Raw genomic sequence first — 12224 nt, 5'->3', positions numbered from 1 at the left:
TGCGGCGGCCGATATCCGGCCATTGTTTCATGCTTTCGCCGGTCGTGTGTGCGGGCCGCCGCGCCCGCTTCTTTACTTCGGCCATTCGTCCTGCTCGTCGTTGAACAGCGACGCGACGACGCCGCGCAGCCATGCGGTGCGCGGATCGTTGTGGTACTTGCGATGCCAGTGCTGTTTCAGGTCGAAGCGCGGCAGCGCGAGCGGCGGCTCGACGGGCACGATGAACGCGTGCTCGGCCGCGTACGCATAGCCGATCGCATGCGGCACCGTCGCGATCAGGTCGGTGCGGCTCAGGATGAACGGCAGGCTCATGAAGTGCGGCGTTTCGAGCACCGCGCGGCGCTGCATGCGCTGCTTCGCCAGATATTTCTCGAGCACCTCCTGGCTGCGGCCTTCGGCGCGCACGACGGCGTGGCCGCACGTGAGGAACTGCTCGACCGTGAACGGCGGCGTCTGCTCGAACGGATGGCCGCGCCGCATCAGGCAGACGAACCGGTGCGTGAACAGCCGCTGCTGGAAGAAGTTGTTGCCGTCGAGATCGGGGAAGTAGCCGACCGCGAGATCGATCGACCCGGCTTCGAGGCCGCGTCCGACTTCGTCGTGCGCGAGCGAGACCGAACGCAGGTTCGCGTGCGGCGCAAGCGTCGCGAACGCCTGCAGCAGCTTCGGCAGGAACACGATCTCGCCGACGTCGGACAGCGCGATCGAGAACGTATGCGTGCTCGCGGCCGGGTCGAAGTCGTGCGGCGCGACGAGGCCGCGCTCGATCTGCGCGAGCGCGTCGCGGGCGGCCGGCAGCAGCGCGAGCGCGCGCGGCGTCGGCTCCATCCCGCGCGACGTGCGCACGAACAGCGGATCGCCGAAGTATTCGCGCAGCCGGCCGAGCGCCGTGCTCACGCGCGGCTGGCTCACGCCGAGCAGGTCGCCCGCGCGGCTGACGTTGCGCGTGTCGTCGAGTGCGACGAGGTAGGGAATCAGGTTCAGGTCGAGCGGGTCCATCGCCGGGGCTGGTATCTTCAAAACGTATACAACATATCTCCTGAATCGCGTTGCCGCATAGTCGGGAAAGCGCTCAAATGTGTTCCATTATTCGAACCAAAGTTCTGGAGACGAACAATGCGCACCCAAGTCGCGATCATCGGCGCCGGTCCGTCCGGCCTTCTGCTTTCCCACCTGCTGCGCCTGCAAGGCGTCGATTCCATCCTCGTCGAAGCGCGCTCGCGCGAATACTGCGAGAACCGCATCCGCGCCGGTGTGCTGGAGCAGGGCACGGTCGACACGCTGAACGAAGCCGGCCTCGGCGACCGGATGCGCCGCGAAGGGCTCGAACATCACGGCATCGAGCTGCTGTTCGATGGCCAGCGCCACCGCATCGACCTGTCCGAACTGACCGGCGGGCGCGCGATCACCGTCTACAGCCAGCATGAAGTCGTGCGCGACCTGATCGCGGCCGGCGTCGAGCACGGCCATCAGATGCACTTCGAAGTGAGCGACGTCGCGCTGCACGACGTCGAAAGCGAGCACCCGTTCGTCACGTTCAAGCACGCGGACGGCCGCGCCGACCGCATCGACTGCGATTACATCGCCGGCTGCGACGGCTTCCACGGCATCGCACGCCAGACGATTCCCGCCGAGCGGCTGAACACGTTCGAGCGCGTCTACCCGTTCGCGTGGCTCGGCATCCTCGCTGACGCGGCGCCGTCGCTCGACGAGCTCGTGTATGCGCATCACGACAACGGTTTCGCGTTGTTCTCGATGCGCTCGCCGACGGTCACGCGCCTGTACCTGCAGTGCAAGCCGGATGAAGACCTCGCCGAATGGTCCGACGCGCGGATCTGGGACGAACTGCACACGCGTTTCTCGAACGACACCGGCTGGACGCCGACCGAGGGCCGGATCACGCAGAAGAGCGTGACGCCGATGCGCAGCTTCGTGTCGGAGACGATGCAGCACGGCCGCCTGTTCCTCGCCGGCGACGCCGCGCACATCGTGCCGCCGACCGGCGCGAAGGGGATGAACCTCGCGGTGGCCGACGTCCGCGCGCTGTCGCGCGCGCTCGGCGCGCGCTACCGGACGGGCGACGCGACGCCGCTCGAGCGCTATTCGGCGACCTGCCTCGAACGCGTGTGGCGCGCCGAGCACTTTTCTTACTTCATGACGAACATGCTGCATGCGTCGCCGCACGACTCCCCGTTCGTCAATCGCCTGAAGTTTGCCGAGCTGAAATACGTGACGCGTTCGCGGGCCGCCGCGCAGTCGCTCGCCGAAAACTACGTCGGCTTGCCGTTCGACGACGCGACGCCCCCCGAGCGAACCCGCCTTGACAACGCGCTGTGCGCGACTCTATGATCGGCCATCGTTCGCTAATCGAATCAAGGTTCGAATAGCGAACAAAAGCCGAGGGTCGACGAAGGCCTCCGGCGCGGCACGCGGCACGCGCGTGTCCCCTCGACAGGCCGCGCACGAGCCGCGGGTTCGCATCAGGAAGAGACATGGTCAACAAGATTTTCGAATCGCTTCAGTCGGCGGTTGCCGACGTCCACGATGGCGCGACAATCATGATCGGCGGCTTCGGCACGGCCGGCATGCCGTCCGAGCTGATCGACGCGCTGATCGAACAGGGCGCGCGCGACCTGACGATCGTCAACAACAACGCGGGCAACGGCGAGACGGGTCTCGCGGCGCTGCTGAAGGCGAAGCAGGTGCGCAAGATCATCTGCTCGTTCCCGCGCCAGAGCGACTCGCAGGTGTTCGACGCGCTGTACCGTGCGGGCGAGATCGAGCTGGAGCTCGTGCCGCAGGGCAACCTCGCGGAGCGCATCCGCGCGGCGGGCGCCGGCATCGGCGGCTTCTTCACGCCGACGGGCTACGGCACCAAGCTTGCGGAAGGCAAGGAAACGCGCGTGATCGACGGCAAGCCGTACGTGTTCGAGACGCCGATCCACGCCGATTTCGCGCTCGTGAAGGCGTACAAGGGCGATCGCTGGGGCAACCTCGTGTATCGCAAGACCGCGCGCAACTTCGGGCCGATCATGGCCAGCGCGGCGAAGGTCGCGATCGTCCAGGTGTCGGAAGTCGTGCCGCTCGGCGGGCTGCACCCGGAACACATCGTGACGCCGGGCATTTTCGTGCAGCGGATCGTCGAGGTGCCGCAGGCCGCGCACGCGGCCGAGCTGGCCGCCGAACACGCTGCATCGCAAGCCGCCTGACCGCCTGGAGGAAAACCGACATGAAACGACTGACCCGCGATGAAATGGCCAAGCGCGTCGCCCAGGACATCCCCGAAGGCGCGTATGTGAACCTCGGCATCGGCGTGCCGACGCTGGTGGCGAACCACCTTGACCCGAGCAAGGAGATCTTCCTGCACAGCGAGAACGGCCTGCTCGGCATGGGCCCGGCGCCCGCGCCCGGCGAGGAAGACGACGAGCTGATCAACGCCGGCAAGCAGCACGTGACGCTGCTCACCGGCGGCGCGTATTTCCACCACTCGGATTCGTTCGCGATGATGCGCGGCGGCCATCTCGACTACTGTGTGCTCGGCGCGTTCCAGGTATCGGCGAACGGCGACCTCGCGAACTGGCATACGGGTGCGCCCGATGCGATTCCGGCCGTCGGCGGCGCGATGGACCTCGCGATCGGCGCGAAGCAGGTGTTCGTGATGATGGAGCACCTGACGAAGCAGGGCGAGAGCAAGATCGTCGCGCAGTGCTCGTATCCGGTCACCGGCGTGCAATGCGTGAGCCGTATCTATACGGATCTCGCCGTGCTCGACGTGACGGCCGATGGCCTCGCGGTGAGCGAGATCTTCACCGACCTGTCGTTCGACGAGTTGCAGAAGCTGACCGGCGTGCCGCTGATCGACGCGACGCAGAAGGCAGCCGCCTGAACGGCAAGCGTGCCGGTGCGCGCTTTCGTGCGCACGCCGGCACGCTTGGGTAGACAATAGGCGCACGCCGTTTCCCCATTCCGATGCCATGCTCGAAGACAGCGCCCGCCTGACCTCCCTGATCTGCGGCACCGAGCCGCTCAACCGGATCTGGTCGCCTCGCGCGACGATCCAGCGGATGCTCGACGTCGAGGCCGCGCTTGCGCGCGCGCTCGCCGCGCAGCGAGTGATTCCTGCCACCGCGGTCGCGCCGATCGAACGCGCGTGCGACGCCGGCCGGCTCGACGCCGATGCGCTCGCGCACGGCGCGGCGCTCGGCGGCAATCTCGCGATTCCGCTCGTCAAGCAACTCACCGCGCAAGTGAAGGCCGACGACCCCGAGGCCGCGAAGTTCGTGCACTGGGGCGCGACGAGCCAGGACATCATCGATACCGCGACCGTGCTGCAGTTGCGCGACACGCTCGACGTGCTCGAATCGCTGCTCGACGAAGCCTGCGCGTCGCTCGCGGCGCTCGCGCGCGCGCACCGCGCGACGCCGATGATCGGCCGCACGTGGCTGCAGCAGGCGCTGCCGATCACGCTCGGCCTCAAATTCGCCCAATGGCTCGATGCGCTGCTGCGCCATCGCGCGCGCTTCGTCGAGTTGCGCGAGCGCGCGCTCGTGCTGCAGTTCGGCGGCGCGGCCGGCACGCTCGCGAGCCTGCGCGAGCATGCGGCCGGCGTGAGCGCCGCGCTCGCGGCCGACCTGAAGCTCGCGTTGCCGGCCGTGCCGTGGCATACGCAGCGTGACCGCATCGCGGAAGCCGCGTCGTGCTTCGGGATGCTGACCGGCACGCTCGGCAAGATCGCACGCGACGTGTCGTTGCAGATGCAGACCGAAGTGGGCGAGCTCGGCGAACCGGCGGCCGCCGGCAAGGGCGGCTCGTCGACGATGCCGCACAAGCGCAACCCGGTCGGCTGCGCGGCCGTGCTGACCGCCGCCGTGCGTGCGCCGAACCTCGTCGCGACCGTGTTCGCGGGGATGGTGCAGGAGCACGAGCGCGCCCTCGGCGGCTGGCAGGCCGAATGGGATGCGCTGCCCGATCTCGCGCGCCTGACGGGCGGCGCGCTCGCGCAGATCGCGCAGATCGTCGCGGGCCTCGACGTCAATACCGACCGCCTCGCCGCGAACCTCGACCTGACGCACGGGCTGATCCTCGGCGAAGCCGTGATGCTCGCACTCGGCGACAAGATCGGCCGGCTCGATGCGCACCACGTCGTCGAGCATGCGTCGAAGGAAGCCGTGCGCACCGGGGCGACGCTGTTCGACGTGCTCGCCGCCGATGCGACGGTGTCGGCCCACCTGTCGCGCGACGCGCTCGCGCGGCTGCTCGATCCCGCCCATTACGTCGGCGAGGCACAGGCCTACGTCGACGCCGTGCTCGCGCTGCACGCGGGCGCGAAACAACCAGGAGAACATTGATGCCTTTCGCCACTGTCAACGGCGTGAAACTGCATTACCGGATCGACCGTGCCGCACGCGACGACGCGCCGTGGCTCGTCTTCTCGAACTCGCTCGGCGCCGACCTGCAGATGTGGGCGCCGCAGATTCGCCCGCTCACGCAGCACTTCAATATCCTGCGCTACGACACGCGCGGCCACGGCCATTCCGACGCGCCGGCCGGTTCGTACACGATCGAACAGCTGGCCGGCGACGTGATCGGCCTGCTCGACCACGTCGGCATCGACTGCGCGCATTTCTGCGGGATCTCGATGGGTGGATTGACGGGCGCCGCGCTCGCCGCGCGCTACCCGTCGCGCATCGTGCGCGCGGTGCTGTCGAATACCTCGGCCAAGATCGGCTCGCCGGAAGTGTGGGCGCCGCGTGCGCAGAAGGCGCGCGCAGAAGGGATGGCCGCGCTCGCCGACGCCGTGCTGCCGCGCTGGTTCACCGACGCATTCGTCGACCGCGAGCCGCGCCTGTTCGACGCGATCCGCGACACCTTCGTGCATACCGACAAGGACGGCTACGCGGCGAACTGCGACGCGCTGAACGCGGCCGACCTGCGCGAGGAAGTGAAGGGCATCGCACTGCCGGTGCTTGTCGTGACCGGCGCGAAGGACATGTCGACGCCGCCCGATCAGGGCCGCGCGCTCGCCGCCGCGATTCCCGGTGCGCTGCACGTCGAATTCGACGCCGCGCACATTTCGAACATCGAGTGCACCGACGGTTTCAACCGCGCGCTGCTCGATTTCCTGACTGCGTGAGGCACCGGCGATGGACGACCAGGAACGTTATGAAGCAGGGATGAAGGTGCGTCGCGCGGTGCTTGGCGACGCGCACGTCGACCGTTCGCTCGAGAATCGTACCGAAGTGACGGAGGAATTTCAGAACCTGATCACGCGCTATGCGTGGGGCGAGATCTGGACGCGCGACGGCCTGCCGCGCCATACGCGCAGCCTGCTGACCATCGCGATGATGGTCGCGCTGAACCGCGGCGAGGAGCTGGCGCTGCACCTGCGCGCCGCGCGCAACAACGGCGTGACGCGCGACGAGATCAAGGAAGTGCTGCTGCAGACCGCGATCTATTGCGGCGTGCCGGCCGCGAATTCCGCGTTCCATCTCGCGGACAAGATCTTCAAGGAACAAGATGGGGCCGGTTAAGTGCTGGCGGTAATCTGATCGATTGGCCCGCCGAGGTTGGCGGGCCGTCGTCGATGAAGAACGCGCCGGCAGCGAATCGGTGCGTGAACGAAGGAAAGGCGCGGCCACGAGGCCGCGCTTGTTGCATCTATATCAATGTTGGATGCGACCGGATCGAGCGCTGACGCGCCCACGCCGGCCGACAAGGAGACAAGCGATGAATCGCACACCCGTGGTCGATGTCCAGACCTTCATCAACGAGCAGCCGTTCGGCGGCTTTCAATGGCTCGTATTCCTCATGTGTTTCGTGATCGTGCTGCTCGACGGCTTCGATACGGCCGCGATCGGCTTCATCGCGCCGTCGCTGCTCGGCGAATGGAACCTCACGAAGCCCGATCTCGCGCCGGTGCTCAGCGCCGCGCTGTTCGGCCTGGCGTGCGGCGCGCTCGTGTCGGGCCCGCTGTCCGACCGGCTCGGCCGCCGCTCGCTGCTGCTCGGTTCAGTGTTCCTGTTCGGGGTCGCATGCCTGATGTCCGCGTTCTCGAACACGATCGGACACCTGACGATCCTGCGCTTCATCACCGGCGTCGGGCTCGGCGCAGCGATGCCGAACGCGGTCACGATGATGGGCGAATTCTGCCCGGACAAGCGCCGCGCGACCGTGATCAACCTGATGTTCTGCGGCTTTCCGCTCGGCGCCGCGTTCGGCGGTTTCCTGGCCGCATGGATGATTCCGCATTTCGGCTGGCGCAGCGTGCTGATGCTCGGCGGCGTGACGCCGCTGCTGCTCGGCGTGCTGTTGGTGCTCAAGATGCCGGAATCGGTGCGCTTCATGGTCGCGAGCGGCCAGTCCATCGACAAGATCCGCGCCACGCTCGCACGGATCTCGCGCGACGCGCTGAACGCCGGCTCGTTCGTGCTGACCGAAGCCGCGCCGCAGACCGGCGGCAAGGGCCTCGGCGTCGTGCTGTCGCGCTCGTACCTCGTCGGCTCGGTGATGCTGTGGCTCGCATACTTCATGGGCCTCGTGATCTTCTACGCGTCGATCAACTGGATGCCGATTCTGCTGAAGGATGCGGGGCTGACGCCGAAGAGCGCGACGCTGATCTCCGCGCTGTTCCCGCTCGGCGGCGTGGGCGCGGTGCTGTGCGGCGTGCTGATGGACCGCTTCAACGCGAACCGCGTGATCGCCGTGTGCTACGCGCTGACGGCTGTGAGCGTATATGCGATCGGGCAGGCAGCCGGCAACGTCGGGTTGCTGGTGCTGGTCGTGTTCGTGGCCGGCGTGCTGATGAATACCGCGCAATCGTCGATGCCGGCGCTGGCCGCCGCGTTCTATCCGACCGAAGGGCGCGGCACGGGCGTCGCATGGATGCTCGGCGTCGGTCGTTTCGGCGGGATCGCGGGGTCGTTCCTCGTCGCCGAACTGACGCGCCGGCACTTCTCGTTCGCGGGCGTGTTCGCGACGATTGCCGTCGCGGGCGTGCTGGCCTGCGCTGCGCTACTGATCAAGCAGATGGCGCGGCCGCATGGCGTCGCGCAGCCGGCAGGCAAGATCGAGTCGCTCGGGCATTGAGCGGCGTACGGGCCGGTGCGGTGCGCCGGCCCAGTGCATGACGGATTCGGGTCGGTTGCAAGCCAATCGACCGACGCACGACAGCAGACCGGGCCGCCTTCGCGGCCCGTCGGCATTCCGGCCGTCGCACCGTTACTCCTCCGCGTCGTGTTCCTTGACGAAGTTGCGCAGATACGCGCGCAACGCGGCTTCCCGGCTGCGATGATCGTCGTGGTTCGCGGCGCCCATTTCCTCCTCGTCGCCGAACAGCGTCGGCGGCGCGCAGTAAGTGCCGACTTCGATGTTCTCGCGCAGCACGCGGATGTCGTGCGTGAGCGGGTGATACTCGGCGATCCAGTGCATGCCCTCGATGTGCTCGCCCGCTCTCAGCATTGGCTTCATCAGCAATCTCCATGCAGAGCAGCGGTGCAACCGCCGAAGCGGTCGCACGCGCCCGTACCGAAAGGGTACGCCTGCCGCACGCGAAGCTCAACGGGCGCGCTGGTGAGCGCTTACTGCGGCAGCAGATGGGCGACGAGCGGGTACAGCGACAGGATCAGCAGCACGGCCATCGTCACGTTGAAGATGCGCAGCGCGCGGGGATTCGACAGGAAGCGCCGCAGGCCGAGGCCGAACGCGGCCCACAGGCAGATGCACGGGAAGCCGATCAGGATGAACACGACGGACATCCATGCGGCGTTCATCCCGTAGTCGGCGGACAGCTGGACCGTCGTCGCGGCGGTCAGCACCATCATCCACGCTTTCGGATTGACCCACTGGAACGCGGCGGCTTCGATGAACGTCATCGGCCGCGGCTTGGCGCCGTGCGCCTTCACTTCGCCCGACGTGCCGATGCGCCACGCGAGGTACAGCAAATAGGCGACGCTCGCGGCTTCGAGGATCGTGTACAGCAGCGGCAGGCGCTTGAACGCCTCGCCGAGGCCGAAGCCGACGCAGAGCATCAGGATCGCGACGCCGATGCTGATGCCGAACAGGTGCGGCATCGTGCGGCGGAAACCGAAGTTGACGCCGGACGCGAGCAGCATCGTGTTGTTCGGGCCGGGCGTGATCGACGTGACGAGCGCGAACAGCATGCCGGCCGGCAGCGCGCTGAGGGTGAGGAATTCCATCGCGGATTCTCCATTCGGTTCGAGGCTGGGATGGAGTCAGTGTAGCGACGGATTTCTGTACAGTACCGGTACAGTTTGCTTGGCGGATGCCGGTACGGGGCGAGACTTATTGGGGCGGGTGTTCCTTCGTTGTTGTTGTCTCTCAGAAAAGATGTCCGCAGTCTCAATATGTTGTCTTTGAGGATTTGAGAAGTGAATCTGAGGTAAGCGTCGTGGACGCCCAGCCGCGGGATGGTCTTCGCTTTCCTCTATCGGTATGATAGCCGACGAGATTTGATCGACCTCGCGACTCCGCGACTCCGCGTTGACAGGCGATTAGACGGAGGTAGGCGCCGATTTCGCAATGGAGAATACGTAAATTTATGCATCTACGACGCCTATGTCTTCTGCTTAGTAAAAAATCGTGATGTCTTATTTAGGTGCTTGGCCAACTTTGACTAAAGAGCGCATTTCCTTGGAAGTTCGAACTTCACTCCGGTGACTCCCTTTGCGGCCGTGACATAATTCTCATCACCTAAGGACGCCGTTCGATAATTGGATGGCATCTTGCACTCTACACCTGGGTACATATCAAGCTCGTATATCGAGTTAGCAATGAGCCATTCTATTCTTGGATTGTTCTCACCGAGAGCATGCAGAAAAATTTTTGGTGTAACGGCTCCAATCACGGAATAGAAGATTGTTTGAAAAATAACGGTCGCAATTATGTAGCGGTATTTTTCTTTTTTAATCTCAATGCCTAAAATCCATTTTGTGATTCGTGGCGATTCATTCATGAATTTTGAGATGTATATCGCGGCTGGGGTGAGGATTATGGATAGTGGCACATAGACTGCCCCGGCGGCCACAAACAGGAAGGGAATGGTGAAGATCGCGAGAAATGACAGGGTGTGCGGGAATGTCGAAGCTGGAACGTGCGTCAATTCACCGATGACTTTTCCTGAGATGCTAAAGGCGAGATTGGAGCCAAGGGCAAATGCAATCGCAATGAGGCCTTTTCCAATCAGGGTGCTGGAAAGTGAGACGTATATCCGACAAATATCATATGTTGCTACGCCGAGGCAGTATGTGTAGAACAAAAATAGAAGTGGGACGAACAGCGTTTTGGGGTCCAGCAAGTAGATATAGATCAGGAATGGAATGCACAGTACAACGTTAAGGTACAGTTGCTGATGGCGACTGAGCCCTTCATACCAACTTAGTGAGATGTTTATAATGTTGGAAAATAAGAATCTCCCGGGATAATTGATCTGCAAGATTCTTATGCTGAGGGTCGGAATTAGTAATATTAGGCTTGTGGTGAGGTATACGGTTCGCCAACTGACTGGAATTAAAGTCATCAATACCGCCAGCATCGCAATGCATATGGATACTCTCTTTAATAAGTCCCGAAAACTTTCACGTCGACTCGGAGATGGGCGTGAATTGTTGTCGACAGGTTCGGGATTTTTTGATTTTTCGCTATTCTGCATCAGTTGGTTCGATTGTTGATGGGTTGTCGTGTTTTGGGGTGTGATGCCCGTTCCTGATATCGGCGGGAGGAAGAATAACTTTAGATTTGATGTGTCAATGGCAAATGTCGATATGCAGCAGCCGATCTTTGTTGTGATATGAATATCAAGAAAAGTGACTTTTAGTCTGTTATTGGTGAGTGATGCATATTGCGTTCATGTGGAGGTCTGATGTGGCTTGGGCTGCCGAGGAGCTGACATCAAGTAGTCACGATCCAAAATTCATGCTCAGAGAATCCTGGTTCCCACCTTGGTTGCGGCCATATCGTGCTCACCATCACTTTGATTCCGGCACTTCATCGATAGTTGCGAGCAGTTCACTATCCGAACGATGTCGCGCAAAAAATGCAGGACACTCAAGCTAACGGTGATGAGCTTTGTCGTCAGGGGGCGAGATACCTAGGCCGGGGCGCGATGTTCGCAGAGACAATTTTTCTGAGAATTTACGAGCCCAGGGCCATCTTTTCTGAGACGGGCGCAATGCGATTTGCTCACAAAAGATGTCCAAGTCCTTGATTTTTATCCGGTCCCAAAGACACCTTTCTGAGAGCCCACAAGAGCGTGTCGCCTCGCAGGTGTGAGCGGCTCGCGAGTGGTATCGGCTATATTCAGCGGATTCTTATCCTCACGCTATCCGTTCAATGGAATCAAGACGCAAGACAGTGCGCGTCGTCGCGCCCGCAGGTGTGCCCGATCCGCAAGGAATCGAGCGCGGCATCGCGCTCCTCGAAAGCTGGGGCTTCAAGGTCACGACGAGCGCACATCTCGGCAGCCGGTACCGCTATTTCGCCGGTACCGCCGAGGAGCGCGCGGACGATCTGCGGCGTGCCTTGATGGATCCGTCAATCGATATCGTCTGGCTCGCGCGAGGGGGATTCGGTTGCGCGCATCTGCTCGAGCGCCTGCCCGACGAGATCGCGACGCCGAAGACGATCGTCGGTTTTTCCGACGCGACGTCGCTGTTCTGCGCGCTCGCCGACCGCCCCGGCGTGCGCTTGTTGCATGGTCCGACATTCCACAGTCTGGCGACCAAGGTCGACGACGCGACGCGTGCCGACATGCGCGCCGTGCTGACCGGCGGCAAACGCGCTCCGCTGAGCCTGCGGCATTTGTCCGGCGCCGCTGGTGCGGTGCGGGGACGTCTGTGCGGCGGCAACGTGACGGTGCTCGCGAGCGTCGCGGGTACACGCTGGTCGCTTCGCTCACGCGACGCAATCGTACTCCTGGAGGACGTGACGGAGTTCGGCTACCGGCTAGACCGCAGCCTGACGCAACTGCGTCTGAGCGGCGCGTTCGACGGGGCCCGCGCGTTCGTGCTCGGCCAATTCACGCGCTGCCCGATCCCGGACGGCGCGGATTTCACGCTCGAGCAGATGCTTGTCGACGTGCTGAGCGGCTTCGGCCTGCCGATCTACTCGGGTCTGCCGATCGGACATGAACACCGCAACATCACTTGGCAATACGGCAACCAGGCTGCCATCGAGAACAGCACGATCCGGTTCGTCGCGTAGTGTCGAAT

General features: G+C 63.8%; 12 protein-coding genes. 8 read left to right on the top strand and 4 right to left on the bottom strand.

The window, feature by feature from the left end; all coding sequences use genetic code 11:
- Positions 1-72: 72 nt before the first annotated feature.
- The gene (locus tag JYG37_RS24755; protein ID WP_050017184.1) at positions 73-999 is read right to left on the bottom strand and encodes a LysR family transcriptional regulator; all 927 of its coding nucleotides are present in this window, start codon (positions 997-999) and stop codon (positions 73-75) included.
- Between the two features lie 117 nt (positions 1000-1116).
- On the opposite strand from JYG37_RS24755, the gene pobA reads away from it, so the two are divergent.
- The 7 genes from pobA to JYG37_RS24720 all read left to right on the top strand — a co-directional run bounded on the left by pobA (position 1117) and on the right by JYG37_RS24720 (position 8085).
- Entirely contained in the window at positions 1117-2349 is a 1233-nt protein-coding gene (gene pobA / locus JYG37_RS24750) for a 4-hydroxybenzoate 3-monooxygenase (protein WP_213346630.1), read from the top strand.
- A 143-nt stretch (positions 2350-2492) separates the two neighbouring features.
- The gene (locus tag JYG37_RS24745) at positions 2493-3209 is read left to right on the top strand and encodes a 3-oxoacid CoA-transferase subunit A (RefSeq protein WP_213346629.1); all 717 of its coding nucleotides are present in this window, start codon (positions 2493-2495) and stop codon (positions 3207-3209) included.
- A 20-nt stretch (positions 3210-3229) separates the two neighbouring features.
- Positions 3230-3886 carry a CoA transferase subunit B gene (locus tag JYG37_RS24740; protein ID WP_006482308.1) on the top strand — a complete coding sequence of 219 codons (657 nt, stop codon included), beginning with the start codon at positions 3230-3232 and terminating at the stop codon, positions 3884-3886.
- Positions 3887-3974: 88 nt separating this feature from the next.
- On the top strand, positions 3975-5348 hold the full coding sequence (locus tag JYG37_RS24735; protein ID WP_213346628.1) for a 3-carboxy-cis,cis-muconate cycloisomerase: 1374 nt from the start codon (positions 3975-3977) through the stop codon (positions 5346-5348).
- A complete protein-coding gene (pcaD, locus tag JYG37_RS24730; protein ID WP_050017181.1) occupies positions 5348-6133 on the top strand; it encodes a 3-oxoadipate enol-lactonase in 786 nt (261 codons plus the stop codon). Before JYG37_RS24735 ends, pcaD begins: the two co-directional genes overlap by 1 nt.
- A gap of 10 nt (positions 6134-6143) precedes the next feature.
- Entirely contained in the window at positions 6144-6530 is a 387-nt protein-coding gene (gene pcaC, locus JYG37_RS24725; RefSeq protein ID WP_050017180.1) for a 4-carboxymuconolactone decarboxylase, read from the top strand.
- A gap of 196 nt (positions 6531-6726) precedes the next feature.
- Positions 6727-8085 (top strand): MFS transporter, encoded by a 1359-nt coding sequence (locus JYG37_RS24720; protein WP_213346627.1) that lies wholly within the window; start codon positions 6727-6729, stop codon positions 8083-8085.
- A 132-nt stretch (positions 8086-8217) separates the two neighbouring features.
- Here the strand turns inward: JYG37_RS24720 and JYG37_RS24715 are convergent, their stop codons facing one another.
- The 3 genes from JYG37_RS24715 to JYG37_RS24705 form a co-directional block, all read right to left on the bottom strand.
- Entirely contained in the window at positions 8218-8466 is a 249-nt protein-coding gene (locus JYG37_RS24715; protein WP_050017178.1) for a hypothetical protein, read from the bottom strand.
- A 110-nt stretch (positions 8467-8576) separates the two neighbouring features.
- Positions 8577-9194: a LysE family translocator gene (locus tag JYG37_RS24710; protein WP_089493017.1), complete on the bottom strand. Its 618-nt coding sequence runs from the start codon at positions 9192-9194 to the stop codon at positions 8577-8579.
- Between the two features lie 437 nt (positions 9195-9631).
- A complete protein-coding gene (locus JYG37_RS24705) occupies positions 9632-10450 on the bottom strand; it encodes a hypothetical protein (RefSeq protein WP_213346626.1) in 819 nt (272 codons plus the stop codon).
- A 917-nt stretch (positions 10451-11367) separates the two neighbouring features.
- Between JYG37_RS24705 and JYG37_RS24700 the strand changes: the two genes are divergently transcribed.
- Positions 11368-12216 (top strand): S66 peptidase family protein, encoded by an 849-nt coding sequence (locus tag JYG37_RS24700; protein ID WP_349631910.1) that lies wholly within the window; start codon positions 11368-11370, stop codon positions 12214-12216.
- Positions 12217-12224: the final 8 nt, after the last annotated feature.

Source organism: Burkholderia sp. LAS2 (assembly GCF_018417615.1).
GTDB lineage: Bacteria > Pseudomonadota > Gammaproteobacteria > Burkholderiales > Burkholderiaceae > Burkholderia > Burkholderia sola.
The sequence above is the reverse complement of the archived record's forward strand: the minus strand, read 5'-3'. Positions and strand labels throughout refer to the sequence as shown.

Bases quoted from the DNA above. Each gene is read 5' to 3' on its own strand.
- JYG37_RS24720 (WP_213346627.1), top strand. From the start codon at position 6,727: ATGAATCGCACACCCGTGGTCGATGTCCAGACCTTCATCAACGAGCAG.
- JYG37_RS24735 (WP_213346628.1), top strand. From the start codon at position 3,975: ATGCTCGAAGACAGCGCCCGCCTGACCTCCCTGATCTGCGGCACCGAG.
- pcaC (WP_050017180.1), top strand. From the start codon at position 6,144: ATGGACGACCAGGAACGTTATGAAGCAGGGATGAAGGTGCGTCGCGCG.
- pobA (WP_213346630.1), top strand. From the start codon at position 1,117: ATGCGCACCCAAGTCGCGATCATCGGCGCCGGTCCGTCCGGCCTTCTG.
- JYG37_RS24740 (WP_006482308.1), top strand. From the start codon at position 3,230: ATGAAACGACTGACCCGCGATGAAATGGCCAAGCGCGTCGCCCAGGAC.
- JYG37_RS24710 (WP_089493017.1), bottom strand. From the start codon at position 9,194: ATGGAATTCCTCACCCTCAGCGCGCTGCCGGCCGGCATGCTGTTCGCG.
- JYG37_RS24715 (WP_050017178.1), bottom strand. From the start codon at position 8,466: ATGAAGCCAATGCTGAGAGCGGGCGAGCACATCGAGGGCATGCACTGG.
- JYG37_RS24755 (WP_050017184.1), bottom strand. From the start codon at position 999: ATGGACCCGCTCGACCTGAACCTGATTCCCTACCTCGTCGCACTCGAC.
- pcaD (WP_050017181.1), top strand. From the start codon at position 5,348: ATGCCTTTCGCCACTGTCAACGGCGTGAAACTGCATTACCGGATCGAC.
- JYG37_RS24745 (WP_213346629.1), top strand. From the start codon at position 2,493: ATGGTCAACAAGATTTTCGAATCGCTTCAGTCGGCGGTTGCCGACGTC.